This is a genomic window from Glaciimonas sp. PAMC28666 (genome assembly GCF_016917355.1).
In the GTDB taxonomy this organism is placed as follows: domain Bacteria; phylum Pseudomonadota; class Gammaproteobacteria; order Burkholderiales; family Burkholderiaceae_D; genus Glaciimonas.
The window spans coordinates 3,650,230-3,676,557 of sequence record NZ_CP070304.1 but is presented as its reverse complement, the minus strand read 5'-3'; the positions used below and the strand labels follow the sequence as shown (position 1 = coordinate 3,676,557).

18 protein-coding genes are annotated in these 26,328 nt (G+C 52.2%); 9 read left to right on the top strand and 9 right to left on the bottom strand.

Going from position 1 to position 26,328, the window contains the following annotated elements; translation table 11 throughout:
- Nucleotides 1-50 precede the first annotated feature (50 nt).
- A complete protein-coding gene (locus JQN73_RS15665) occupies nucleotides 51-1,514 on the top strand; it encodes a TldD/PmbA family protein (RefSeq protein ID WP_205319780.1) in 1,464 nt (487 codons plus the stop codon).
- Nucleotides 1,511-2,884, top strand: a complete 1,374-nt coding sequence (locus tag JQN73_RS15660; protein ID WP_240162289.1) for a TldD/PmbA family protein — start codon at nucleotides 1,511-1,513, stop codon at nucleotides 2,882-2,884. Before JQN73_RS15665 ends, JQN73_RS15660 begins: the two co-directional genes overlap by 4 nt.
- Nucleotides 2,885-3,329: 445 nt before the next feature.
- Here the strand turns inward: JQN73_RS15660 and JQN73_RS15655 are convergent, their stop codons facing one another.
- The gene (locus JQN73_RS15655) at nucleotides 3,330-3,647 is read right to left on the bottom strand and encodes a hypothetical protein (protein ID WP_205319779.1); all 318 of its coding nucleotides are present in this window, start codon (nucleotides 3,645-3,647) and stop codon (nucleotides 3,330-3,332) included.
- Between the two features lie 780 nt (nucleotides 3,648-4,427).
- Here JQN73_RS15655 and JQN73_RS15650 point away from each other — a divergent pair.
- On the top strand, nucleotides 4,428-5,522 hold the full coding sequence (locus tag JQN73_RS15650; RefSeq protein WP_240162288.1) for a Fic family protein: 1,095 nt from the start codon (nucleotides 4,428-4,430) through the stop codon (nucleotides 5,520-5,522).
- Between the two features lie 316 nt (nucleotides 5,523-5,838).
- Here JQN73_RS15650 and JQN73_RS15645 read toward each other — a convergent pair whose 3' ends face one another.
- Nucleotides 5,839-8,694: an autotransporter serine protease gene (locus JQN73_RS15645; protein WP_205319777.1), complete on the bottom strand. Its 2,856-nt coding sequence runs from the start codon at nucleotides 8,692-8,694 to the stop codon at nucleotides 5,839-5,841.
- 738 nt (nucleotides 8,695-9,432) lie between these two features.
- Nucleotides 9,433-10,011, bottom strand: coding sequence for a hypothetical protein (locus JQN73_RS15640; protein ID WP_205319776.1), 579 nt, complete (start codon nucleotides 10,009-10,011; stop codon nucleotides 9,433-9,435).
- A 169-nt stretch (nucleotides 10,012-10,180) separates the two neighbouring features.
- On the opposite strand from JQN73_RS15640, the gene JQN73_RS15635 reads away from it, so the two are divergent.
- Nucleotides 10,181-11,422, top strand: a complete 1,242-nt coding sequence (locus JQN73_RS15635) for an MFS transporter (protein WP_205319775.1) — start codon at nucleotides 10,181-10,183, stop codon at nucleotides 11,420-11,422.
- Between the two features lie 325 nt (nucleotides 11,423-11,747).
- Nucleotides 11,748-12,329 (top strand): DJ-1/PfpI family protein, encoded by a 582-nt coding sequence (locus JQN73_RS15630; protein ID WP_205319774.1) that lies wholly within the window; start codon nucleotides 11,748-11,750, stop codon nucleotides 12,327-12,329.
- 242 nt (nucleotides 12,330-12,571) lie between these two features.
- Here the strand turns inward: JQN73_RS15630 and JQN73_RS15625 are convergent, their stop codons facing one another.
- On the bottom strand, nucleotides 12,572-14,443 hold the full coding sequence (locus JQN73_RS15625) for a YadA-like family protein (protein ID WP_205319773.1): 1,872 nt from the start codon (nucleotides 14,441-14,443) through the stop codon (nucleotides 12,572-12,574).
- Between the two features lie 440 nt (nucleotides 14,444-14,883).
- Here JQN73_RS15625 and JQN73_RS15620 point away from each other — a divergent pair, with 440 nt between their 5' ends.
- Nucleotides 14,884-15,138, top strand: a complete 255-nt coding sequence (locus JQN73_RS15620) for a hypothetical protein (protein WP_205319772.1) — start codon at nucleotides 14,884-14,886, stop codon at nucleotides 15,136-15,138.
- Between the two features lie 169 nt (nucleotides 15,139-15,307).
- Here the strand turns inward: JQN73_RS15620 and JQN73_RS15615 are convergent, their stop codons facing one another.
- The 4 genes from JQN73_RS15615 to JQN73_RS15600 form a co-directional block, all read right to left on the bottom strand.
- Entirely contained in the window at nucleotides 15,308-16,657 is a 1,350-nt protein-coding gene (locus tag JQN73_RS15615) for a GntP family permease (RefSeq protein WP_205319771.1), read from the bottom strand.
- Between the two features lie 287 nt (nucleotides 16,658-16,944).
- Entirely contained in the window at nucleotides 16,945-17,328 is a 384-nt protein-coding gene (locus JQN73_RS15610) for a RidA family protein (protein WP_205319770.1), read from the bottom strand.
- A 126-nt stretch (nucleotides 17,329-17,454) separates the two neighbouring features.
- Nucleotides 17,455-18,975 carry an amidohydrolase family protein gene (locus tag JQN73_RS15605; protein ID WP_205319769.1) on the bottom strand — a complete coding sequence of 507 codons (1,521 nt, stop codon included), beginning with the start codon at nucleotides 18,973-18,975 and terminating at the stop codon, nucleotides 17,455-17,457.
- 1 nt (nucleotide 18,976) lies between these two features.
- Nucleotides 18,977-19,873 (bottom strand): MurR/RpiR family transcriptional regulator, encoded by an 897-nt coding sequence (locus JQN73_RS15600; RefSeq protein WP_205323400.1) that lies wholly within the window; start codon nucleotides 19,871-19,873, stop codon nucleotides 18,977-18,979.
- Between the two features lie 272 nt (nucleotides 19,874-20,145).
- On the opposite strand from JQN73_RS15600, the gene JQN73_RS15595 reads away from it, so the two are divergent.
- The 3 genes from JQN73_RS15595 to JQN73_RS15585 all read left to right on the top strand — a co-directional run bounded on the left by JQN73_RS15595 (nucleotide 20,146) and on the right by JQN73_RS15585 (nucleotide 24,320).
- Nucleotides 20,146-21,438 carry an amino acid deaminase gene (locus tag JQN73_RS15595; RefSeq protein ID WP_205319768.1) on the top strand — a complete coding sequence of 431 codons (1,293 nt, stop codon included), beginning with the start codon at nucleotides 20,146-20,148 and terminating at the stop codon, nucleotides 21,436-21,438.
- 86 nt (nucleotides 21,439-21,524) lie between these two features.
- A complete protein-coding gene (locus JQN73_RS15590; protein WP_205319767.1) occupies nucleotides 21,525-22,229 on the top strand; it encodes a gamma-glutamylcyclotransferase in 705 nt (234 codons plus the stop codon).
- Between the two features lie 516 nt (nucleotides 22,230-22,745).
- Entirely contained in the window at nucleotides 22,746-24,320 is a 1,575-nt protein-coding gene (locus tag JQN73_RS15585) for a lytic polysaccharide monooxygenase (protein WP_205319766.1), read from the top strand.
- Nucleotides 24,321-24,519: 199 nt separating this feature from the next.
- Here JQN73_RS15585 and JQN73_RS15580 read toward each other — a convergent pair whose 3' ends face one another.
- Nucleotides 24,520-26,076 (bottom strand): 2-isopropylmalate synthase, encoded by a 1,557-nt coding sequence (locus JQN73_RS15580; RefSeq protein WP_205319765.1) that lies wholly within the window; start codon nucleotides 26,074-26,076, stop codon nucleotides 24,520-24,522.
- Nucleotides 26,077-26,328: the final 252 nt, after the last annotated feature.

Sequence of the window (26,328 nt, the reverse complement as noted above, 5' to 3'; positions counted from 1 at the left end):
GCAACCGGCACAATCGGCTGTCCTTTTTATACGCACTCATGAGGTGACCTTTGTACGACGAACTCCGCGCTCTGTTCAAGCGGCTTGCGCCCGCTGTCGATTTTTGTTCACTCCGTCTGGTGCAAGAAACCAGCGAACACATCACCGTCCGTCAGGACGTTTTGCAGCCCATCAGCCACCACGCCGACCGCGGTGTAATGATCACGGTAATTCATCGCGGCGGTTACGGTTACGCTGCCACCAGCGATCTAAGCGCCAGCGGACTGCAAGATGCCATCCGCCGCGCAAAGGAGTGGGCTGCAGCCAGCGCTGGCCGTTCAGTCGTCAACTATTCGCACATCCCAATGGCACGCCCGGTCGGCACCTACGCAGGGCCGGGAGCGGGCGCAGAAAACCGCGCCGCCATCACCAACGTAGGGTCGCGCAAAGAAGTGATTGCGTTATTATTGCGCGAATCCCGTGCGTGCCGAATCGATAGCCGCATCGTTGACTGGTATGCCGCCTTCGGCACAATCACCACCGATCAGCTGTATCTGAGCGCTGACGGTGCCGACGTGTTGCAGCAATTTCATTACGTGATGCCGAACCTGGCGGCCACCGCAAATCAAGGTGCCGACACCCAAACCCGCAGCCTTGGTGGTCAGTACAATGGCTATTGCCGACAGGGTGACATGGAAGTGCTGGCGGCAGCCGGTTTTGATGGCGCTGGCCCTCGCATCGCTGAAGAGGCGCTCGGCCTGCTAGCCGCGCCCAACTGCCCCACCGGGATCATGGACCTGCTTCTCATGCCAGAGCAAATGATGCTGCAGATTCATGAATCGATCGGCCATCCGCTTGAGTTGGATCGTATCCTTGGCGATGAGCGCAACTTTGCCGGGACCAGCTTTGTCACGCTGGATATGTTCGGCGCATTCCAATACGGCTCCCCGTTACTTAACGTTACCTACGATCCAACCCGGGCTGATCAGTTCGCCAGTTATCAATGGGATGATGACGGTAGCCCGGCAGAGCGCAGCTTTGTGATTCAAAACGGCATTCTTAAAAAACCGCTTGGCGGAACCATCTCGCAGGCCCGTGCCGGTATAGACGGCGTCGCCAATTCCCGCGCTTGTAGCTGGAACCGACCGCCAATCGATCGCATGGCTAACCTCAATATCGAGCCGGGTGACAGCTCCTTGGCCGATCTTATTGGCTCGGTCGAACGCGGCGTATTGATGGATACCAACGTTTCATGGTCGATTGATGACTCGCGTAACAAGTTTCAATTTGGCTGCGAAACCGGCCGTCTGATCGAAAACGGCGAACTCAAGGGCGTGGTCAAAAATCCGAATTATCGTGGCATTTCCGACAGTTTCTGGCGCTCGCTGAAAGGCGTTGGCGACCAGTCCACCTTCAATGTCATGGGCACACCGTTCTGCGGCAAAGGCGAACCCTCCCAGGTGATTCGGGTAGGTCACGCGTCGCCCGCCTGTCTGTTCAGCAATATCGCGGTGTTTGGAGGAGAAGCATCATGACCATGATCGCGTCCAATTCGTCGGTGGGGAAGCCGGTCATCAACCAGATGCAGCAGTATTTTTACGATTTGGCGGCGCTGGTAAAAAGCCGCATTCAGGGCGAAGAACAATTTACCTGCTGGTTCTCGGCAGAGGCGACCGACTTTGTGCGCCTGAATAAAAGTTTGATCCGCCAACCCGGGCATGTCCATCAAATGATCTTGTCATTACGTCTGATCAATGGCCAGCGCCATGCCGAAAGCAGCGCTACCCTTGGTGGTGATCTTGCGACCGACAATGCGCAATGCATCCGGATGCTGGGTCAATTGCGTGGGCAACTCGATGATCTGCCGGAAGATCCTTATCTGCTATTTTCGCAAGAAGTCCACGATACCGAGCACAGCGTAGCATCGACCTTGCCGAGCAGTGCTGCCCTCGTCGATCAGATACTGAGTGCGGCAATTGGCACCGACTTGGTGGGCATTCTGGCTGCCGGACCGGTATATCGCGGTTTTGCGAATTCTTTCGGTCAGCGTAACTGGCATCAGACCGCTACCTTCAATCTCGACTGGAGCTTGTATCAAAGTCGCGATAAAGCGGTGAAGAGTTCTTATGCTGGATTGGATTGGGATGCGGCGATATTTCAAGCCCGGTTCGCCAATGCGGAAGCACAACTGGCGTTGCTGGAGCGTCCGTCGTTGACGGTAAAGCCGGGTAGCTATCGGGTGTATTTAACGCCGACTGCGCTTAACGAACTTATCGGTATGTTGAACTGGTCGTGCTTGTCTGAGAAATCTTTGCGCACTAAACAGAGCGCGTTACAGCGCATGCGGGATGAGGGGCTGGAATTGCATCCTTCTATTACGCTGGTGGAAGATACGCTTCATGGCGTTGCACCGGGGTTTCAGCAGGATGGGTTTATCAAGCCGGATCAGTTGACGTTGCTTGAACATGGGAGGTTGGTGGGTAGTGTGATTTCGCCACGGACGGGGGTGGAATATGGGATCGCTAATAATGGTGCAAATGGGGATGAATCTACTTCTTCGCTGGCGCTGGCGGGCGGCGATCTGGCGTTGGCGGATGTGTTGGCGGAACTGGGTACGGGGATTTTTATTAGTAATTTGTGGTATTTGAATTTTTCGGATCGGGCTAATGGTCGGATTACGGGGATGACGCGGTTTGCGACGTTTTGGGTGGAGGACGGGGTGATTCAGGGGCCGTTGAATGTGATGCGGTTTGATGATTCGTTGTTTCGGTTGTGGGGGGGGAAGTTGATTGGGTTGACGCGGGAGAGGGAGTTGTTGATTGATGGGGAGTCTTATGGGGAGAGGCGGGTTGGAAGTACTTTGTTGCCGGGGGCGTTGATTGAGGGGGTTAATTTTGTTTTGTAGTTGTGTCGTTTTATAGTTGCGTAGTTGCGTAGTTGCGTAGTTGCGTAGTTGCGTAGTTGTGTAGGTTACGGTCGTTGTTATGGAATGCTTTTGCTGCTCCGTGGGGGCTTGTCGGGGGTAGCCCGACAGCTAATTACTTTCTTTTGCTTCGGCTCGGCGCCCCAGCCGGGATAAAGTAACCAATGAAAAGACGACCGCAGAGATGCTGCCCTGCGGGTTCCCGCCTGTTTCAGCCGCCAGTTGGGTGGAAAAACCAACTCGCGTCGCTCAGACATGTTTTCCCCACAATTCCCGACTGGCGACTGAAACAGACCACAGCGCCTATGTCGGGCTAGGTCAACTGCAACGGCAGCTCCAACGGCAACGGCAACTGCAACTGCAACTGCAACTGCAACTGCAACTGCAACTGCAAAATCTACAGCCTCTTTGTTGATTTAATTTTTTTTTAGCTGGTTGGGTTACCGTCGTCTAGCTGGTCGATTCGCATCGCGGCGATCTGTCCCAACATCCGTGATGAGGTTATGGCTAGCCTTAGCAAACGGTCTGTATCTGAAATATTCAACATTGGCGTGGTGTCGTTGTCTCGGTCCATTGTGCTGAAATGGGCTAAATCAACGCAGGTGTCCACTCCTTGGCAACTATCTTTGGTTAGGGCGTAAAACTCTGCGACCTCATTATTTTTATGGGCTGAGGGTAGCCATGTAAATGCTTGATGGAGTGAGTCTGGTGCTGGTGAGGATGACGGCGGGATGCTATTTGACATTGTGTTTTTCTCTGTGTGTGAATGAACCGCGCCCTACTGCTAAATAGGGTGGGCGGCAAATAGTAGGGTTAGCAGACTGGCACACAAGAGCAACCAGCAAGCCCTAAGGCTTCCCCGCCATCGCCACCCATTAAGGACGAACGAAGACAGACGCACGATAAAAAACGGCATTGCGCCGTTTGTGCGCTTTTGTGTATTCAGGCTGCTAAACCAGTCCCTCTTTTTCTCAAGGACCGGCAAACGATAGCGGAGATTTCGCCTTAGCGCAATTTTTTTAACGGAATAACGAACACTGGATGACGGAAAAGCCGGAAGTGATAGGAGAATTCCGTTACAAAGCGGGAGGGCGACCAATGGTGAGGTTAGTCGACTGGCACACAAAAGCAAACCAGCAAGCCCTAAGGCTTCCTCGCCACAGCCGCCCATTTGGGCAATGACGAACGCACGTAAAAAAACGGCGTTGCGACGTTTGTGCGCTTTTGTGTATTCGGGCGACTAAACCGGTTCCTCTTTTTCTTGAGGACAGCTAAAAGATAGCGGAGATCTTGCGTTAGCGCAATTTTTTGATTGCGTTTGGCCGTAGATTGCCCACTTTTTGCTAGGAAATAGTAAAAAGAGATAACGCTCAGGCGAACAGGATAACTCACGCGATCGTCCTCCCCTGCTCACCCGAGCCGGCGTGCGGATAATAAACCACTTAAACACCGCATCAAATGCGGAGTATAAATAATGGATGCGGCGAATAGGCGCTATAATATCCGCAATAAAAGCGGAGATTATATGTACATCTGGCAGCGGTCTGATTGGCCCCAATGGCAATATGATTTACCTCGGTTGTCGAATGCGCTTGCGGAGGTTGCGATGGCGCAGGGGATTTTGCTGGGTCGATTAATGGATGTTGGGGTTGGGCAGCGGGAGTTGGTTAGTTTGTCGGCTTTGACCGAAGACGTTGTTAAGACCAGTGCTATCGAAGGTGAGCAGCTTGACGTTGAGTCGGTTCGCTCTACTCTGGCACGGCGGCTTGGTGTCGATATTGGTGCTCTGCGGCCGTCAGATCGCCATGTGGAAGGCGTGGTGGATATGGTTCTGGATGCCTCGGCAAACTTTGATCAGAGGCTAACCAAGGAAAGACTTTTTGGTTGGCATGCTGCCCTGTTTCCGACTATGCATAGCGGGATAAGCAAAATTGACGTTGGTCAGTGGCGCCAGCCTGAGAACGATCCTATGCAGGTCGTATCAGGGCACTACGGTAAAGAAAAAGTGCATTTTGAGGCTCCGCCTGCGGGCCGACTGGAAGCTGAAACGGCGGGTTTTCTGGCTTGGGTGAATGCCGATGCGACGCATCCGCCATTGATTAAGGCTGGTCTGGGTCATTTATGGTTTGTCACGCTACATCCCTTTGACGATGGAAACGGACGTATCGCCCGGGCCATTGGCGACTATCTGTTAACCAAAACGGATGGTAATCGCCAACGATTCTATAGCTTGTCGGCGCAAATCCAGCGCGAACGCGGTGCGTATTATGAGCAACTCGAACGCGTCCAACAAGGAGATCTGAACGTTACGCATTGGCTAATGTGGTTTCTTGAAACGCTGAAGCGTGCGCTTGAGCAGGCTAACAAAACATTGGATACGGTGTTGAGCAAGGCGAAATATTGGCAGCGTTGGGTAGAGACGCCGATGAACGCGCGGCAAATCAAGATATTGAACAGGCTATTGGACGGTTTCGACGGGAAGTTGACTAGCTCGAAGTGGGCGGCAATTTCGAAGTGCTCACCAGACACTGCTTTGCGGGATATCACTGAGTTAATTCAGGTTGGGGCATTAAGAAAGGCCGAGGGTGGCGGCCGCAGTACGTCGTATGAACTCAGTTAAATTTTGGGGCCTACGAACGAAAACGAGTTGATTCGTGCAAATACCTCGTAATCGCTCCGCACGTGCGCATGCGTTGGAAAACAAAAAAGTTCGTGCTGGACTGGCCCAAAACGAGGACAAAAAAAACCCCGCTCACCTTGCGGGAGCGGGGTAAATCCAAACCCTTAGGAGGTGTTGGAGGAGACAAATGAACTATATCGCACCGCACCATAGCTGTCTTCTTTATTATTGATATAAGACATATAAATAATCCATATAACAATACCAGGATCCAAGCCCAGCTTGATTCGAACCACATTACGCTGTGGGGATAATATTAGTTAAAAGAATAGTGCAGCCCAACAGAAAACACACTATTCACTAACCCACCCCGTCCGAACTGGCCGTCAAAATTGGTGAACCAACTCAGACTACGGTTAATTGCTGTCGTAATCCCAATACCGCTCCAGCCTGAATTGCGTGATACCCCGATACCTTGAACGGTAAAATTGCTACCGGGCGCTCCAGAAAATGCGGCGGTAAAGTCTAAGTGTCCATCAGAAAAGGCATGTTGCCATGCAGCGTAAGCTTGTATCGTTGATATGCCAGCAAACCAATCAACGTTAGCCTCGCCGCGGACCCCAAGCGCCGCGGCAGTTTGCTGGTAATTTTGACTATTTGCGGTCAATCCGAAACTGCCGCCGCTTTCGGCAAAGCCGCCACGTTTTAAACGATCATAAGACGCGCCGACAAATGGCGTGATAACGCTATCAGACGATAATGTATAGGCATAGCCCGACTCTACATATGCCGAATACATCGTGTCTTTGTGATCGGCCGTGAGATTTTCGATTTCGGTGCCGAGATCGGCGGTGCGGTTGACTGTACTGGTGATCGCTGCGATTCCTGCGCGGCCCGACACATAAGCGCCGTCACTCAAGGCGTTGCCGCTCGCACTTTTTGGATCGCCCAACGCCACTCTTCCATATAGCGAGATGCCTGTGTTCTGGCTTCTGGAGTCGCCCGCAGAACGGTCGAAACTTGCCTGACTATCAGCATACGATATTGCGGCACCGATGATGGATCTGTCATTCACCTGAGTGTCGATTCCGAACTCGCCGCCTGCCATCGAGGTGCTGGCACCGGCGTAACCGGATTCGGTCAGCTTACCGGAAGCGCCAATCAGGTTGCCCCATACGCCCAATTTGACTTGTTTATCCTGGTTGCCCAATTGCGACAAACGATTCGACAATAAACGGTTCACCGCTTGCGACTGCTGAAAGGTTAATCCTTGTGCGGAGGCGTAGATCTGGCCGGACAAACTATCCAGAGTGGCGGCCAGTGCCGCGACTGTCGGCACCCGCTCCAACGCCGCTGCACTGGCGATCATGGCTGCATTGGTACCGCCCGTTTGTCCGCTTGCTACCATAGCGTCAACCACTGTCAGGGCTTGCTCAACGTTAGCGGCACTGTTGTTGGTGGTGACATTCGGTGAGATTGACTTCGCCGCTACGGTGGTGGCGTTGCGTCCAATGGTCAGATCGACTTCCTTCGGCGCGTAGGTGACTTGCGCCGTCAGCAATGGTGGAAACGCGGTGCCCACGGTTTGAAAGCTGACATCGCTAAAAGTATTTGTGACTGCACCCGCAACAATGACCCGTTGCGGCACGCCGTTCGCCTGAGTGGTAACGTAGGCATTGGCATTCGCGTTCCCTGCCGGAACGGTCGCCACAAGGTGCGAACTACCTAACGCTGCGGTGCCACCAACCGACAGAATGGCGTTGAAATCATTCGCCAAAACCGCGTTTTGTGAAGCAATGTAGTTTCCGACAATGGTCAGGCCACTGCCGGTATTGCTCAGGCGTCCGTTATTGGTCACGCTATTGGCAACAACACCACCGCTTCCGGATAGATTGCCACCCGCGTCAATTTGTACCGGAGAGGTGATCGAGCCGGTGACATTCAAGGTGCCGGCCACGATCTCGTTGCTGCCAGAATAGGTATTGGCATTGGATAAAGTCAGCGTGCCGGTGCCAGCCTTGACCAATCCCGCGTCGCCCGCAATGGCGTTGCTAAAGGTTGACGCAACTGTGTCGAAAGTCACGTTTACCGTGGGGCCAAGTGCCAGACTTTGTGCAAACAATGCAGGTCCGTTGACCGCTTTGCTGGCGTTCAGCAGTCCCCATCCATAAACGGCGGTGTTGCCCATGCTGGTGGCGGTTGACAAGATGGTTTGACGGAGCAGATCAGCGTTCATCCAGGGATAGACTTGCTGCACCATGGCGACCGCACCGGTTACCGCTGGTGTGGCAAACGATGTGCCATAGACGCGGCCACCGGCGGTCGGCGAGACGAAATCGCCAGCTGCAGCCAGGCACCAGTTGGCGGCAACTCCGCAAGCGTTGGCATAACTGGCTATTGAACCCGGAACCGTGTCGGCGCTGGAAAATGCCTGCGTCCCCCCTACCGCATTGATCGCCGTTACCGCAAGCCAACCCTTCTGCAGATCGGGATACAGCGAGGGCAAGCCAGCCGTCAACGTCGGCTGGCTTGCAGAACCGTTACCGGTGGCCCAGATAAACAGCGCGCCTTTGGCGACGAATGGCTGATAAATACTGTAGAAACTGGCAGCACCGCTCGGTGCCGCGATCGAACCGACGCCGTTGGATTGATTAAATATCCTGACGCCGTTGTTATACAAAAGATTGTAGATGGTCGAACTCAACGCCACCTCATCTGATCCGGTACCAGCCGCAACACCCTGTATCGTCTCCCCAGGCGCTACGCCACTATTGGTGCCGCCCAGCGCCTCCGAAACGTCCGTCCCGTGAGGATCGCCATTCCCTGTCCCACCCAGAAAGCCGCCACTATTGTTGCCACTCGCCGGGGTATAAACGTACTTGGTGATACGGCCTGCCAGTTCCGGATCGGCGACATTGAAATCGGTATCCACGACACCGACCGTGACACCGGCACCGGTGACGCCGCGCGCACGCGCAGCGTTGACATTGCTGGGATCACTGGGGTTATAGCCTGGCGTACCGGAGGTAATCGGACCTGGCTGAGTTGGGATAGCGGTGCTGGTACCGGGGCTTTGACTACCACCTCCGCCACCACCACAGCCGGACAAGAGGATTGAGACGGCTAGCGGAATAGCCGCCAGCGGAGAGTAAGGTAATTGCTTGTGATGCATTAAAAACCTCGCATAGGGCGTGAACGAGACTGCTCACAAAATGCATATCGTCGAATTGATCTAAAAATCGTGTCGAGGTTTTTTGCGGGAGGTTATACGGAGCAGCGGTGTTCAGTTTGTTACGGATTCTCCATTATAGCGCACCTTTTTATCTAAGATTCACTCGCCACGTTCGTCATCACAAACTTTTTGGCTTTCCTTGCTCGCTTAAAGATAGGCGCGATTTTCTATCAATACAAGATGATAAAAATAAGACCAGGCCGAGGGCCCGCTTTCATTTTTTTAAATTGGCTCAAAGAGTTTTAACAAGCGCGAAAAAATTTGATGTGGCTTAAACATTCGCCGCTTCAGCTTATTAATAGGTAGAAAATACTCGGCAGGAATTGCTGGGTAGGACTTACTTACGGATAAGTAAGTACCAGCAGAAACGTAAACTATTGTGTATATAAAGCATAGAATTAATGTTCTTTTAACATCCTACTATCCAACAGATATTCACGTCAGAATTTTCCACTCTTAGCGATAAATAAGGTGATAAGTGAGGTGATAAGCGAGTCGCCAGGCGGCACGCCTGCCCCAAAAAATGGAAGGAAAAGTATGCATATTATTTTTTCCTGAACGGAAAATGTGACATCCCAATGACAGCGCGAATTACAATTCAGATATCAGCCAGGATGCCCGCCCAATGCAGCGGCCACGCACCAGAAAAATGAAAAACAGCTTGTACGATTCTCAAACTCAGTCATCACCGGCAACGCGATTTTTGCGCGCAATGTCTGGCATGATGTCGGATGTTTTTGCGCGCTTATCGAATAATGGCATCGATTTTTTTTGAGAACTAATTTTAGAATTCACAGTCTTAACCGAGTCAAGCGGCGTTATTGCGTCTGGCACTATCACCGTAGTTGGTAGCGGCGTCACCTGATGAGCGGCCTGAGCAGGAAGCACGTGGTTATGAACACTGTTCTGAGCACTGTTCTGAGCACTATCCTGAACGCTATTTAGCGCTGATTCCGAGGGCGCGTTAGCTGGCCACCTCTTTAAGGCTCGTCCCATATTCCAGGAAGCCGACGGCAGGGCAAGCGCGTTTACACCCATGAAAATGTTAACGATAAATTTAAAATAACGCAGTGACAATCGTCGGTAAATAGATCGCTTACAAAAACTATGCATGTCGACTTCGAATTTTGATCTGCTTACAATGCTCCTTCTCCGCACTATCTGCCAAAAAAATAAAATAGTTATCGTGCAATCCGATTGAAACTCGGTTTGAAATTCCACCACAGTGAAATCAACCTTGTCACAAGTTTTGATCATTGTGCTAATACTGAATTTCGTCCTTGCACACCTTTTCCGCTCTGGCACTAATGTGGTACCGACGCGGCAGAAACCGACACTAGTTAAAGTACCTTTCCGATCCGAGCATCCAATCCACATTTGTGCAATGCTCCTATCTTAAGCTTCACCGAATGCTATTAAAAAAATAATGAATAAAATATCCTCGCTCAATCGATCAACCTTGATGTTCCCGCTGGCATTGGTGTTATTCGAATTTTCGGTCTACATCGCCAACGATATGATCCAACCGGGCATGCTGACGGTTACCAGAGAGTTTGGTGCAAGCGAGACGTGGATGGCCTCGGCTATGACTGCCTTTTTATTAGGAGGCGCGTTATTCCAATGGCTGTTTGGCCCTTTGTCGGATCGGATCGGGCGACGACCGGTTATGTTGGGCGGGACCATCTTTTTTATCCTGGCTTGTCTGGCAACCTTATTCTCCAATAGCATCGAGAGTTTTATTGCTTTACGTGTGGTTCAGGGTATTGGCCTGTGCTTTATTTCCTCGGTCGGATATGCCGTGGTGCAGGAAGCGTTTGAAGAAAAATCGGCAGTCAAAGTGACTGCAATGATGGCCAACGTCGCGTTGATCGCACCCTTGGTCGGCCCGGTCGCAGGCGCGTTCATGATCGAGATGTGGCCGTGGCGGATGGTGTTTGTTTTCATCGCAGCGGTGTCGACCGTCGCTTTAATCGGCCTTGCGCTGCACATGCCGGAAACCGTTCAGCCACGCAAGGAAAAACTGCCGCTCATCCGTATCTGGCACGACTATCAGCAGGTATTTCGCAATCGTTATTTTCTCATGGGTGCGCTCTCCATTCCCTTGCTCGCAGTCCCTTTAATCGGATGGATCGCCATGTCTCCGCTTATTTTGGTGGCAGATGGTCACCTGAGCGTAATTGACTATGGGCTGTGGCAGATCCCCGTGTTCGGTAGTCTGATTGCGGGCAATCTTGTCCTTGCAACGCAGGCAGATCGCTGGCGACTTGGCAGTTCCGTCAAATACGCCCTGTATCCGATTGGCTGCGGCATATTGGTGATGCTGATCGGGTCGGCTATCTTCAAAACGCCCTATTTTCTCGTCCTCGGGATCAGCCTGGTTTCCTTTGGTGAAGGATTATCGGTGGCGGTGATGGTGCGATTTACCCTGACTGAAAGCGATGTATCCAAAGGCACCGTCGCTGCCGCGATGGGGATCGTCAGCATGCTGATGTATGGTATCGGAATTGAGCTTTATAAAGTGCTGTATTTATACGCTGGCATGATGGGATTTGCCCTTCTTTCAACATTGGTCGCTTTGCTATACTGGCGCTTATCACGTGATGTTGTGCGACGGGCGATGGCAGCCCGCGTGACCGGGCATGGAACCAGGCAAGGATCGGCGCGCTAAAAATCGGGCCACGCAAGGCTGGTGCAAACTCGTCCGGCCAGCGTATTGCGCAAATTACCTCACAGTAAGTTCGTCCCGTTACAACGTTTTTGCTGTTTTTCGCTGTAACGGGGACAATATCAATGGAAGCAAATTTGATTGCCCTCCCTCAATACGGCGTTTTCAAGCTCCGCCATATCGACGTTTACAGCGCTTTCACAACCCGGTCACCAACTCGTTATAACCTTTTCTATCAGCCGACAAGTCAAACTCTCGACCACAAGTTTCTAGCATTAGTGTCGTACATATCACTAATTCCTTCCACAACTCTTACTGAAAGATCATCATGAGCGCAAAAAAAATTCTGTTCATTGCAGGCGATTACGTCGAAGACTATGAACTGATGGTACCGTTTCAGGCCTTGCAAATGGTGGGACATAGCGTCGATGTCGTCTGTCCTGATAAATCCGCCGGTGGCAGCATCCGCACAGCCATTCACGATTTTGAAGGCGATCAGACTTATAGTGAAAAGCCCGGCCATCGTTTCACACTCAATGCATCCTTTATCGATGTGGACGTGGCGGAATATGATGCTCTGCTGATTCCAGGCGGTCGTGCGCCGGAATATTTGCGTCTGAACAAGCGCGTCATTGAAATCGTTCAGCAATTCCACGCCGCCAACAAACCGATTGCGGCGGTATGTCACGGCCCGCAATTGCTGGCGGCCGCCGGCGTGCTGAAGGGCAAAACCTGTTCAGCCTATCCCGCCTGTGCGCCGGAAGTAGAACTGGCCGGAGGTACCTTCGCCGAGATCGATATCACTGCCGCCCATACCGATGGCAATCTGGTGACTGCACCGGCATGGCCAGCACATCCTGCATGGCTGGCGCAGTTTTTGACGCTGCTAGGGACCCGTATCGAATTGTAATTTATCCTGATCCTGGCTCAATGGCATTGCGCCAGGACATTGAGCCAGGACATTGAGCCAGGACACTGAGCCATGACATTGAAAATGACCTTGAAGCATGACATTAATACTGACGTTGAATCGTTGTGTCTTTAGCCGTCCAGCAGGATTGTCGCCTCCCCCAGGTTAATTATCCTGCAACTGGAGAGCCAGCCGTGCAGTGCTTCAACGTTACTTCGAAAGCGCTTTCGCTCTTTACCGGCCTACCACGCGATCCCTGCACCGGCACCGAAGGATACTGTTCCGCGGCTGGAAGCAGAGCCGCCAACGCTCAACGTCCGTGCGCCTCTGGCATATACGTGCTGATAGCCCAGCGCCAGCGCTGACTCACCATTCTGAAAACCGATTCCCGCGCCGAGACGATGCGCGCCACGCAAACCGGCTGTGCTTAACGCCATTTGGGTGGAAGCCGCACTCATCGCTCCCATTTCATCGATACGGGTATCGAGACGGTCAATACGACCGTTCACACCCGCAATCGCGCCATCCATTTGACGCATATTGACCGCATCGGTGGCTGCACTACCATCAGCCACATTGGTCAGCTGACGCGCATTGTCTGGCGAACCAAACGACACACTGTTGTCCCGCGCTGCCACCGAACCAACACCAATGGCAACCGCGTTGTCACCAGTCGCGGAGGCATTCGAGCCAATCGCGGTAGTCCCGTCGGCGGTGGCCGATGCGTGATCGCCCAATGCAGTGCTGTTCGTACCGGACGCAACGGCTTCCGTGCCCACCGCAGTGCTCTGCAGGCCGGAAGCTTCCGCCCCGTTGCCCAGCTCAACATTCCCTGCGGCGTTTATGCCGAAGCCTGAGCCTTCAACGTTGCCGCCACCGATGCCGGACTCAATCATGCCGACGCGACCGTTTATACCGTCAATTTGCACGCCGTGATCGCCGACCCGGCCATTTAGCGCATCATATTTGTCCTGCAAATCGTTGATAACAATATCAGGTGTACCGGTAAGATCGGATAGCTTTTGATCCCATTCGGTTTGCATCGTAAATAGTTGACTGCCGTTCACTGCCTGCTTGCTGGTTGCCGAAATAATGCCTGTACTCAGGTTATCAATAATCGTGCCGCTGGTGCCTCCCAATGAGACCATCGACTTGTCGGCGTTATACACCACTGCGGAGGACACCGTCGCTCCCAATCCCGCCAGCGTGTCATTGATGGCGACAATGCCGCCTTCGTTCTCACCGACACGACCACCGAGAGCAGTCACCGCATCATTCGTGGTCGTCAGCTGCCCGAGGTTAACAACATCAGTGCTTTCAGTGCCTGCCGCGACGTTAATAATCTGGCGTTGGCTGCCATCGGCAACGTCACCTACAGAGACGACATTCACGCGCGTCCCGGTATTTGAATTTGCGCCGAGCGCAACAGAATTTAGCGCGGTGGCGCTGGCATTGGAACCGATAGCAATCGCCGAATCTCCTGATGCAGCGGCTTTGGCACCTGCTGCGATGGCATTGGAATTCGAGGCATTTGCACTGGCACCAATTGCTACCGCAAAACGGGCCGACGCCGCTGCCTTATAGCCAGTGGCCACCGCCCCGGTACCAGAAGCATTGGCCTCCGCGCCGATACCGATTCCGGCCCCCTGCGCTTTCGCACCATAACCAACCGCGACGGCGGGCTGCTCAACGGTGGCAGACGAGTCTGCGACCGCCTCACTACCGATAGCAATATCTCCCGCATCGCCAACCTGCGGTTGCGCACCGTTCTGCGAAATCGCTATACCGTCGTTGCCGGAAGTGAGCGCGAAGGGTGTAATAACACCCTTAACCGAAGGGCCCCCTGTGAAATCGTCCAGACAGCGTTCAGGATGTTTGACATTCAGTTTTTTACATATTGCGTGAGCAGAAGGACCTGCCAGCGGAGTTATCAAAACTGCTGCAGCCGCGCTGCCAGAGGCGATCCCTGCACTAAGCGCAAAAGCGGCGATCATCGTGACCGCGCCATGCTGCGCCCGAACTGTTTTGATCTTACCTGTCGACTCAATTAATTCAAAGGCAGCGGCAAACGCGGCCCTTTTCGTTGGAAAACACACGCGAGAAGATTGATTCATGAAGCCCTTTTACATTGGCGATGTCTATTGAGACTACGCAATCAAACTGAGCACAATCTTCTCAAGAATTCATCCCATTTGATATGAGACAATTCTCTGAAACGCACAGACTATTCTGATTTTTAACATATTGACTGAGATTTATGTATTTAGAAGCCCGATTTCTCCGTTCAACCGCCTCCGCCTCGCCGTTTTCAAATTTGCAGTGCCCTGAACGGACCTCAGTATTTAGGCCCAGAAAATGGTTTATCGGATTCACCCAAGCGCTGAGATGCTCTATGCTCGATAAGTCCCTAAAAAAAAGGAATGGGTTTGGAAGCCTGATATTGCCTACAACGCACTCGGCGTAATGCCGATTTTTTTTCGTGCGTGTAATAAGGGCGGGACGCAGTCTTGAGGCTAGTCTGGAACCAACAGGCGATTGATGATCGCATCACGACATGACGCAACGCATAGAGTATGTCAGTGTGGAGTCTGCTATCAAAAACGATGATCTGATCGAAATCAAAGGCGAGGCTCTGGCCGGTATCGCCACTTACAAACCCGGACGAGTTGAAGGGACGCTTGAGGATGTATTCTCCGAGCAATACATTATGGTTTATTTCATTGAAGCAGAGGTGATTGAAGTTCTAACGATTGTTCCAACAGCTTCAAATTGGGTAAATAGTACGAAAAAAATTGAATCTTTAATTTAATAAATGCGATATCGCCATCGGAGGGAATTAGGCCTGCTCATATTTTAATTAGTTTGTGAGCCGTATTTTAGTTAAATACGGCTCACATGCACACGTCAGCTTTAGTCTCGATAAATAAACTAATAAACAAATAAACAAACAGCAGTCTAACGAAGCTGACTATCCAGCATTAAACCACCGTCGACAACGCCAACGTAAACAACAAACCCAGCACCGAGATAAGGGTTTCGCACACGGTCCAGGTTTTGAAAGTTTCGGTTACCGTCATGTTGAAGTATTCCTTCACCAACCAGAATCCGCCATCATTCACATGGGACAGAATCAGCGAACCGGCACCGGTTGCCAGCACCATCAGTTCTGGACGGGTACCGGCAACGCTCGACACGATAGGGGCAACAATTCCGCAGGCGGTAATCATGGCAACCGTAGCGGAACCGGTAGCGATCCGAATCAGGGCGGCGACAAACCAGCCTAATACTAACGGCGACAAATGGGCATTGGTAGCGATACCGACGATGGCGGTTGATATGCCGCTGTCTTTCAGAATTTGACCAAAACCGGCACCGGCGCCAACGATCAGGGTAATACCGGCGATAGGTGCCAGACTTTCTGTCGTAAATTTCAGAATGGCTTCACGGTTGAAACCGCGTGCTTTACCAAAGGTGTAGAAGCTGACCAAAGCGGCGATTAACAAGGCGATGACGGAGTTGCCAATCAACCGCAGGAAATCGTTTGCAAAAGTCTTTGGCGTGAAGAAAACGTCGGCCCAGCTACCCAACAGCATCAACACAACTGGCAGCAGAATGGTGGCTAACGTGATGCCCAGACCCGGCAAATTGCGGTTACTGTCTTTTTCTACAAATTGCGCCAACAGTGGGTTGTCTGGATTAGGGAATACAAATTTCGAAATCAATTTGGCGAACAGCGGACCTGCAATAATCGCAGTAGGAAGACCAACAATCAGAGCGTAGGCGATGGTGCGGCCAATATCAGCGTTATAAGCGGTCACAGCATAGAGCGCCGCCGGATGCGGTGGAATCAGACCGTGGACGACTGACAAACCGGCAACCATTGGAATGCCGACCAGGATCATGTTGGTGCCGGTGCGTTTTGCAACGTTGAAGGCAATCGGAATCAGCAATACGAAACCGACTTCGAAAAAGACTGGCAGGCCGACGATCAACGCAACCACCATCATGGCCCAGTGGACATTCTTTTGTCCGAAAGCACCAATCAGCGTGTTGGCGATACGTTCCGCTGCGCCCGATTCTGCCATCATCTTGCCGAACATGGTACCTAGCCCGACTACCAGTGCGATGTGCCCAAGCGCACCGCCAACACCCGTTTCATAGGACTTGACGATCGTGCCCATCGGCATGCCTACCGCAGCGCCAAGAACGACGGAGACCACGATCAACACGATGAACGGATTCATCTTGAATTTTGCAATTAGTACGACTAGTGTCAGCACCGCTATCAGTGCGTACAGCAGCAGCATATTTCCCTGAACCATTCCCATTACTATCTCCTAAGGTGAACACTTCCAAGATCCGCCTGCTTTTTTTTCACCGATGGAATACATTCAGAGTTACCAATCGTTCGCGCTCTGTGTTGGCTGCGCTGCGTGGAATCCTCTGGGAGTGCACAGTGAATGCAGGACGGATTTAGGTTTGTTTTAAAGATGCTCTTTATATCACGCCAGCCGGTTGTTTATTGTTGCTTTTTTACGCGTCACCACACTCCACGATCGATTTCATGACCGAGAACGTTTTGCGCGTTGATGTGCACTTTGCCGGTGGACGGACGTTAGCGTTTGAAGGCAATGCAATCCACTTCGACTTTACAGTCAACCACCATTGCCGACTGCACGCAGGCGCGAGCCGGAGGATTGGCGCCGAAGTACTCTTTGAACACGCGATTGAATGATTGAAAATCGCGCGTGTCGTCGAGCCAGACACCACAACGGACCACGTGTTCCGGACCGTAACCGGCCTCGGCTAAAATGGCGAGCACGTTTTTAATTGCCTGATGCGACTGCGCTAAAATACCACCATCGATTACCTCACCGTTGACCATCGGGACCTGACCGGACACATACAGCCAGCCATCGGCCTCTACCGCACGTGAAAATGGGAGATGCTGACCACCGGTTCCAGTACCGCCTTCGACACCGTATCGTTTGATTGTCATTGTTTTTCCTTTTAAAGTATAAATGTGTTGCTTGGGTTGCCTGGGTTGTTGATTAGGCTGCTGCTGAGTTTGTTACCTGGCTGCTTAGCGCAGGCGATGAAGACGAAGATGAGGGCAGCTGAGCCGTTAAGTGCCCGCTCGCGCCAAAAATCGTCCCGCACGTGGACCGGTAGCGATCTTTTCTGCACCGCCACGATAAGAGAGAACGCCATTCACCCACACTGTTTCGATACCTTCGGCTGCCTGCATCGGATCGGTGAAGGTGGCAGCGTCACGTACTGTTTCCGGGTCGAACAACACCAGATCGGCCCAGTAACCTTCCCGCACCAAACCACGGTCGGTTAGCCCGAAACGCTCGGCGGACATGCCAGTCATTTTTTTGACCGCGACGGTTAACGGGAACAGTTTTTTCTCACGGCTGTAATACCCCAGCACACGTGGAAATGCGCCCCATAAACGTGGATGCGGCAACGGGTCATTGGGCAGACCGTCCGAACCGACAACGGTGGCCGGATGGCTCAAAATGCGGTTAACATCGTCGTCATGCATGCCGTGATAGACCGCACCGGCTGGTTGTAACCGCCGTGCGGCTTCGTGTAAATCAACGCTCCACTCTGCAGCTATCGCAGCCAGCATCTTGCCGCCCATCGCAGGATGGGGTTCGGACCAGGTGACCTGAATATCAAAAGTGTCGGTGACTTGTTTTAAGTCGAGCGTAGAGGAGCTTGCGGTGTAAGGATAGCAATCGCAGCCGACCGGCTGGTAACGTTGCGCTTGCTCCAGCGCCGCCAACACTTCGCCACTGCGGCCCCAGTTGTCCACTCCGGCACATTTGAGATGCGAAATCACGACCGGAACACGGGCATGCTTACCGATCTGGAAGGCTTCTTCCATTGCTTCGAGAATTTCGGCAAACTCGCTGCGTAAATGGGTGGCATAAATGCCACCTGCGGCGGCCAGTGGTGCGGCTAAGGCCATTACTTCGGAGGTCGGCGCGCTGATCGCATTGCCGTAGGCGAGACCGGTACTCAAACCCAGCGCCCCGTGCGCCAGCGCCTCGCTTAGCTGCACGCACATAGCGCTGATCTCTGGTTCGGTGGCAGCGCGGTCGAGGCGATCCATTTGGTTGCTGCGTAACGCCGTGTGACCGATCAGTGCCGCGACATTGACCGAAGGTCGTGCGTGATTCACGGCCGCAACGTAACTGGCAAAGGTCGGATAATTAAATGCGTCGGTATCGCCCAGCAGGTTCATCGGATCGGGCGGTGCGCCTTTGAGGCTGACTGGCGCGGCACTGATACCACAATTGCCCACCACGACTGTGGTGACGCCTTGCGATAACTTAGGAAACATCTCTGGCTGCCGAATGACGTTGGTATCGTCATGGGTGTGCACATCAATAAATCCGGGGCTTAATACCTTGCCGTGACCGTCAATGGTTTGCGTCGCTTGCCAGTCGTCCAGCGTACCGACCGCTGCAATCCGGCAGATGCGCCCGTTGACGATGGCGACGTCGGCTGCAAATGGTTGCGCGCCACTGCCGTCGATCACTGAGACGTTACGAATTAATGTGTCGCAACCGGTTCCATCATTGCTAGTGTTGGTTATGCTGGTTGGGTTAGTTTGTTTGTTTATTGCGCCATTCATCTCAATCTCCTAATGGTTCACGATTGCCGCTGCCACGGTGCGCGTCGAGCGTAAACTTCAGACGTCGCAACAACTCCTGACTGTGATCTTTTTGCAGCACCGCCAATTCCGTCATCAGCACGTCTAGCACCATCATCATCGCGTAGCGCGAGGACGATGGTTTAAAAATGAAATCCGTTTCCAGCGCTTTGATCGGCAATAGCACATCGGCCATCTGGGCCAATTGCGATCCTGAAGCGGTAATGGCGATCAGACGCACGCCGTACTCTTTTGCTACCCCACAGCTGGCAAGCAGTTCCGGAACGTTTCCGGTTGTTGAAAAGGCGAACAGCACGTCATTTTTGTCGAGTGTGGCGGCGACCATGCGTTGCAACAAGGCATCGTGATACGTGGCAGCGGGTCGGCCTAATCGCACCAGTCGGTAACGTGCCTCGTCCGATAACATGGTAGAACCACCACCCATCCCAAACGCGTAAATCATGCGCGCGTCAAGCAGCAATTTTGCCGCACGCTGCAAGGCGTCCTGGTTCAGCATGGCGCGGTTGATTTCTAATACTTTACCAATATCCGCGTAAATTACATCGGCAATCTGTGGCACGCGCCCTTCTTCCGCTGGTACTTCTGCGCGTAGAAACCGTTCGCCGATGGCGCTCGCCTGTCCTAACTTCATTTTCATATCGCGCACATCGCGACAACCTATTGCTCTGGCAAAACGGGTCACACTGGCCTGACTGACGCCAGCAAGCGTTGCCAGGGTGCCAATACTGGCTGCGGCGGCAACTGGCAAATCGGCCAAAATCGTTTCGGCAACTTTTTGCTCGGCCTGCCTGAGCTGTCCGCTTTGCTCCGTAATACGCGACACAATGTCAAACGCCTGCGTGACGCCGGGGGCAACCATATTTGTACCGCCAGGCGCAACGACGAAAGCCGATGAAGGGGGCATGCACGCTCTTTTCTTATCTGTAATATGACCTATTCTGAGGTCTGTGGAAAACCTTTATTGCGTCAATTTTAGGCAGCTTAACGCAACTTTACCACGCGCAGAATATTTTTGTGTTACTTTATATCATAAGCAGAATATTTTTTATGTACGAATGAAAAATGACAATTCTCTCTGGCATTAGTGCGACTAATGACGATATGAACGAAGCATAAGCGAAGGAAAAATCAATGAATGATACAAACTATCAAGCCACGATTGTTAATCCAGTTTTGCTACCGCTGAACAAAGGCTTGGGCGATTTCCAACAACCGCTGGGTACGGCCGCCGTCAAGGCTTTGGGCTGGAACTTGCTGCGTGAGGAAGTCAGCTTGCCCAGCGCCGTGCTGTACGAAGAACGGCTTCAACACAATCTGGAATGGATGCAGCAGTTTGTCTCCGAATATGGTGTCAAACTGGCACCGCACGGAAAAACCACAATGGCGCCGGCATTGTTCGCACGTCAACTGGCGGGTGGAGCCTGGGGCATTACGTTGGCGACGGCGCATCAAACGCGGGTCGCTTATGCCCATGGCGTCCGCCGCGTCATCATGGCAAATCAACTGGTCGGCAAGCAGAATATGTCGATCATTTCAGATTTGCTGACGGATCCCTCTTTCGAGTTTTGCTGTCTGGTAGATTCAGCGGCGGGTGTGGCTTTGCTCGGTGAGTTCTTCAAAGCGCGCAACCAGACCTTGCATGTTTTGCTGGAACTCGGTGTCGACGGTGGCCGCACGGGCGTGCGTAATGTGGAACAACAGATTGCTGTACTCAAAGCCATCGCGGACTGGAAGGACCACATCGTTCTTGCGGGAGTGGAATTGTATGAAGGGGTTCTGAAAGAAGAAGCGGATATCCGGCTGTTTTTACAGCGCGCCGTAACATGCCTCAAAGGTCTGGCGGAACAGGGTCAATTCGCGGCACGCGCAGCGCTTCGTCCAGTGATACTGACAGGTGCAGGCTCGGCCTGGTACGACGTGGTGGCGGAGGAATTTTCCAAAGCTGATATCGGTATGCCATTGGACGTAATATTACGTCCGGGCTGCTATCTGACCCATGACGTTGGCGTCTATCGTGCATCGCAGGAACAAATTCAGACCCGCAATCCGGTCGCCCGAAAAATGCGCAGCAGCCTTTTACCAGCCCTGCAATTGTGGGCTTATGTGCAATCAATACCGGAACCGACGAAAGCGATCATTGCACTCGGCAAACGGGATGCAGCATTTGACGCAGGATTGCCGCTACCGGCCAAACGCTATCGCCCGGGAACCGAAGCGCCGGTGCCAACGCCGACTCAATGGCAACTGACGGGGATGATGGATCAGCATGCTTATATGCAGATTGCCGAAGGTGACGATATCAAGGTTGGCGACATGATCGCTTTTGATATTTCCCACCCCTGCCTGACTTTTGACAAATGGCGTCAAATAGCGATAGTCAACCCTGAGTTTGATGTGATTGATGTGGTGCACACGTTCTTTTGATGGCTAATGCCGTGTGACGGGTGATTAATACAAACGCTTATACAAACGCTTGTATTAATCCTTATGGAAAGCTTATCCTGAAGGATATGAGTATAACGCGCCAGGACCTCGAACAAGACCGCTTACGCAGTGCGCTGGCGCACACCCCGATTGCTGCTTCGTTCCTGTCGGAGGAAGCGCTAGAAGCCTCCTGGCGCGGTGCGTTGGCGTCTTTGCCACCTGGTGACGGTGATATTTGGCTGTTCGGTTACGGCTCGCTCATCTGGAATCCGATGGTGCTGTTCACGCAGCGACAGCGCGCCACTTTACATGGCTATCATCGCGGGTTTTATTTATATTCTAATATCAATCGCGGTACGCTGGACAAACCAGGATTGGTGTTGGGACTGGATCGTGGTGGCTGCTGTCATGGGGTGGCGTTTCGAATCCCGGCAGCCAATATAGAAACCGAATTACGGATGCTGTGGCGACGCGAGATGCTGACAGGCGCGTACCTGCCACGCTGGTTATCGATTCGATTACCGGACGGCGAAAAAAATCTTTCAAATCCAAATCCAAATTTGCATCCACATCAAGTCAAGGCGCTGGCGTTTGTGATGAACCGCCATCACGCGGGATATGCGGGTCGCCTTTCTGATGCGACCGTCGTTTCTCACTTGCGGGATGCAAGCGGGCTATATGGGCCGGCACGAGATTATCTGCAACATACCTTGGAAAGTTTGCTAAATGAGGGGCTAAACGAGCCTTATCTGGCACGCTTATGGGCACAATTGCAGAGCGAGAGTAAGTAAATAATAAGTAAATGAACACGTAAATAAATACGTAAGTAATTAGTAACAGAGTCAGTCCGTTTCTCCATACGTCGGCACCTGATACTTTCTTGCAGCGGCACTGCCGTGCCGCTTCGAGCGCGCGCAGTACGGCGTCCAAAACATTGGGAGATATCCCATTTTCAACTATCGTCGTTCGCAGTATTCTTCGTGCGAACAAATCAGGAATAGTTCATCGCTCCCTTAGCGCTCAGCACATCCGTCGCATGCTTTGACTCCCTGTAGGCCGAAATTTAAGACTTTTTTCTTAATCGATACGCGATTGAAGCGTGTTATCGATACAGAAAGGTCTCGCTTCGCCAAGCACTTTTCTTATTCATATCGCGTGCTTGTCTAATGGTATGACTTGAGCCGAACCAACACAATGATGGTCTTCAAGAGGTGACTTGTTTCCCCAAAAGGGGCTGTACAAATTACCCATTGATTTTAAGGTCACGCACTTTAATGACTTAATTTCCATTATCAAGGGTCCATCAAATGTCTACATCCGTTTCAAAGAAAAACTTAGGAAAACTGTCCCTGGGTTTAACACTGGTACTTGGTTCGCTACTGGCGCAACAAGCATCCGCTCATGGCTACGTTGAATCACCAAAAAGCCGCTCATTGATGTGCTATCAAGGCGCAAACACCGGTTGCGTAGCACCTTGGGAACCACAAGGCGTTGAGTATAGCAATGGCGATCCTTACGGCAATCTGCAACCCGGCCTCGAAGCTTTCCCTATCGGCGGTCCAAAGGACGGCGAAATTGCGGCTGGCGGCCTCAACGGTAAATACGGAAATCTGAATCCTCAGACAGGAGATCGCTGGACAAAAACCGATGTCCACACAGGACAAAATACGTTCAAATGGCATTACACCGCAGCGCATCGTACGTCTTATTGGCAGTTCTTTATTACCAAGAAAGACTGGAACCCAAACATGCCGCTCTCACGCAGCTCGTTTGAGTCAACACCTATCGGTCAAGACGTCCATAACGGTTCAAACGCAGACAGTAAGCTCGGCGGCATGAAATCGCAGCATTCCCTTAATATTCCGTCGGATCGCAGTGGTTATCACGTGATTTTGGCGACATGGAAAACTGCTGATACCTCGGCTTCGTTTTATCAAGTCGTCGATGTCAATGTGAAGAACGACGCGGTGGTACCATCGGTATGGAAAGATGTTGGATCGATTACACCAAGCCAGGCCGATCTGCCAGTTGATACAATAGTCAAAGCCCGCGTAATGGTTGATGGGTACGAAGATGCTTCCAAAGAAACCGTGCTGACGATCGGAAGCGCGCAAGAAGGTAAGAGTAATCAGTGGCCGCATCAGTTGGCAACGCAAATTAATGCAGCAAATGTTGGCTACAAAGCCGGTCAATTGACTGCAAATGATCAAGTGAAACCAGCTTATGGCTTGAATACGGCTTACGTTCAGCAAAATAGTAAGGTCAGTAACGTGTGGGTAGATATTCAACAACCCCTTCCTGACTACTCTGTGGAAGTTAGCGGCATCAATTCAACTTACACCACGAACAACGGCAAAGTTACTTTGCGTTTCAACGTCAAGACGACAGGTGATGCAAGCCATGTGACAAACGTCGTGTATAACGCGCAAGATAAAGAAGTAGCGCGTAGCGAAGGACGCGATGTCGAAGACGGTAGTGAACAGTTCACAGTGACGGTTGATCCAGCGCAAGCCGGTCGTTATGATCTGGTCACAATTGGCAAGCCGGCATCCGGCGCGGTCAAGCAGAAAACCTCTGCGTTCACCATTCTGGCTGAGGAAATTGTAGAGCCTGCTCCACCGGAACCAACTCCACCTGAGCCAACTCCGCCAGAGCCGACACCACCAGAGCCAACACCACCTGCACCGATCCCAGGCGAAGAATGCAAACCTTTGTGGAAGACAATGACAGCCTATCAAGACGGTGATCAGGTTCAACACAACGGCCGTATCTACCTGGCAAAATGGTACACAACACGTGAACCAGGCGATCCTGCTTACACCGATACCACCGGTCAAGGTTGGGGCTATGAATGGGCGGATCGTGGGGCTTGCAGTAAATAAAATCTCGGTTGCAGATCTACTTTAACCGTTATCTTTATTACTCCCTGCATTACTTCTTGTATTACTTCCTGTAGTACCCCCGCGGAAGCGGGTTGACTAACGTTTCCGCGGGTATCAATTAAAATCAGCTTTTTTGTTCCATAGCCTGACGCATAGCGTCGGGCTTTTTTGCTTTGGTCCGATGCAAGCTCCCGCAACCTCAAGTCGCCAGCTGCGGATTTAACTTTTCAGCGCGTGAATGTAGCTTATTTAACGCGCTAAGATAAGCTTTGGCAGAAGCCACAACGATATCCAGATCAGCGCCCACGCCATTGACTATCCTGCCTGCCTTTGACAAGCGCATGGTGACCTCGCCTTGCGACTGCGTGCCGGTGGTAATGGCGTTTACCGAGAACAACAACAATTCTGAACCGCTCTCCACTTTGGTTTCGATCGCGTTCACGATAGCATCGACCGGACCATTCCCCTGCCCTTGACATGTGACTTCTTGACCGTCGATGGAAAACGTCACTTTGGCAGTCGGTTTTTCACCGGTTTCTGAATGCTGCGATAGCGACACATAGCGATAATATTCATTATCATGCGATTGCTGTTCGCTGGAGACTAGCGCAATAATGTCTTCGTCAAAAATATCGGACTTTTGATCCGCCAATGCTTTAAAACGCGCAAACGCGGCGTTGACTTCGGTCTCCGAATTGAGATCGATGCCAAGATCCTGCAGGCGCTGTTTAAACGCATTACGGCCAGATAATTTGCCAAGGACAATCTTGTTCGCGCTCCAGCCGACGTCTTCGGCACGCATGATTTCGTAGGTATCACGCGCCTTCAAAACGCCATCCTGATGAATACCGGAAGCATGCGCAAACGCATTGGCGCCCACCACGGCTTTATTCGGCTGCACGATAAAACCGGTGATTTGCGATACCAGCCGTGACGCCGCCAGAATCTGCGTAGTATCAATGCCGACATCCAGATTAAAGTAATCGCGACGGGTCTTGACCGCCATGACAATTTCTTCCAGTGCGGTATTCCCGGCCCGCTCACCCAGACCGTTAATCGTACATTCGACCTGCCGCGCTCCGCCTATCATCACGCCGGCCAGCGAGTTGGCGACCGCCATGCCGAGATCGTTATGGCAATGCACAGACCAGATGACCTTGTCCGAATTAGGAATCCGTTCCCGTAAGGTCTTGAGCATGTGGCCATATAGCTCCGGTACGCCATAACCGACCGTATCGGCGAAGTTGATGGTGGTCGCCCCTTCCTTGATCACCGCTTCCAATACGCGACAGAGAAAATCCAAGTCGGAGCGGCTACCGTCTTCTGGACTGAACTCTACGTCATCGGTGAAATTACGCGCATAACGGACCGCCATTTTGGCCTGTTCAAAGACCTGGTCCGGGGTCATGCGCAGCTTCTTTTCCATGTGCAACGGCGACGTCGCTAAAAAGGTGTGTATGCGTTTGCGCTCCGCTGGCTGCAAAGCCTCCGCAGCACGCGCAATGTCTTTGTCGTTGGCACGGGACAGTGAGCAAACCGTCGAGTCCTTAATGATGCCGGCAATCGCTTTGATGGCCTCAAAATCGCCGGGCGAGGCAGCGGCAAAACCGGCCTCAATCACATCGACCTTCATCCGCTCCAATTGTTTGGCAATACGGATTTTTTCATCTTTGGTCATCGATGCACCGGGAGATTGCTCACCATCACGGAGGGTGGTGTCAAATATGATGAGTTTTTCGGGTGAATTGGCTGCCATGCTGTGCTCCTGAATGTTCTGTTTAATAATCATTTTAAAGGCTTTATTACTATACCCCAGCCCACGCGATAGCACGCACCTTTACCGCTTTCTATACAAAAAGCGGATTCTTTAATTGGAAAAAACGGGGAATGTGAAATGGCGGCGATTGGTGCTTAAGGCCCTGCGGACGCCGGACGCTGGTACAGAAAATCGAGTCCGCGGTCAATGTCGGACTTGCGCCGACGGCCAATAACGAAAGCGCTACGGCGT

Bases quoted from the DNA above. Each gene is read 5' to 3' on its own strand.
- JQN73_RS15660 (WP_240162289.1), top strand. From the start codon at position 1,511: ATGACCATGATCGCGTCCAATTCGTCGGTGGGGAAGCCGGTCATCAAC.
- JQN73_RS15655 (WP_205319779.1), bottom strand. From the start codon at position 3,647: ATGTCAAATAGCATCCCGCCGTCATCCTCACCAGCACCAGACTCACTC.
- JQN73_RS15650 (WP_240162288.1), top strand. From the start codon at position 4,428: ATGTACATCTGGCAGCGGTCTGATTGGCCCCAATGGCAATATGATTTA.
- JQN73_RS15645 (WP_205319777.1), bottom strand. From the start codon at position 8,694: ATGCATCACAAGCAATTACCTTACTCTCCGCTGGCGGCTATTCCGCTA.
- JQN73_RS15640 (WP_205319776.1), bottom strand. From the start codon at position 10,011: ATGATCAAAACTTGTGACAAGGTTGATTTCACTGTGGTGGAATTTCAA.
- JQN73_RS15635 (WP_205319775.1), top strand. From the start codon at position 10,181: ATGAATAAAATATCCTCGCTCAATCGATCAACCTTGATGTTCCCGCTG.
- JQN73_RS15630 (WP_205319774.1), top strand. From the start codon at position 11,748: ATGAGCGCAAAAAAAATTCTGTTCATTGCAGGCGATTACGTCGAAGAC.
- JQN73_RS15625 (WP_205319773.1), bottom strand. From the start codon at position 14,443: ATGAATCAATCTTCTCGCGTGTGTTTTCCAACGAAAAGGGCCGCGTTT.
- JQN73_RS15620 (WP_205319772.1), top strand. From the start codon at position 14,884: ATGACGCAACGCATAGAGTATGTCAGTGTGGAGTCTGCTATCAAAAAC.
- JQN73_RS15615 (WP_205319771.1), bottom strand. From the start codon at position 16,657: ATGGGAATGGTTCAGGGAAATATGCTGCTGCTGTACGCACTGATAGCG.
- JQN73_RS15610 (WP_205319770.1), bottom strand. From the start codon at position 17,328: ATGACAATCAAACGATACGGTGTCGAAGGCGGTACTGGAACCGGTGGT.
- JQN73_RS15605 (WP_205319769.1), bottom strand. From the start codon at position 18,975: ATGAATGGCGCAATAAACAAACAAACTAACCCAACCAGCATAACCAAC.
- JQN73_RS15600 (WP_205323400.1), bottom strand. From the start codon at position 19,873: ATGGTTGCCCCCGGCGTCACGCAGGCGTTTGACATTGTGTCGCGTATT.
- JQN73_RS15595 (WP_205319768.1), top strand. From the start codon at position 20,146: ATGAATGATACAAACTATCAAGCCACGATTGTTAATCCAGTTTTGCTA.
- JQN73_RS15590 (WP_205319767.1), top strand. From the start codon at position 21,525: ATGAGTATAACGCGCCAGGACCTCGAACAAGACCGCTTACGCAGTGCG.
- JQN73_RS15585 (WP_205319766.1), top strand. From the start codon at position 22,746: ATGTCTACATCCGTTTCAAAGAAAAACTTAGGAAAACTGTCCCTGGGT.
- JQN73_RS15580 (WP_205319765.1), bottom strand. From the start codon at position 26,076: ATGGCAGCCAATTCACCCGAAAAACTCATCATATTTGACACCACCCTC.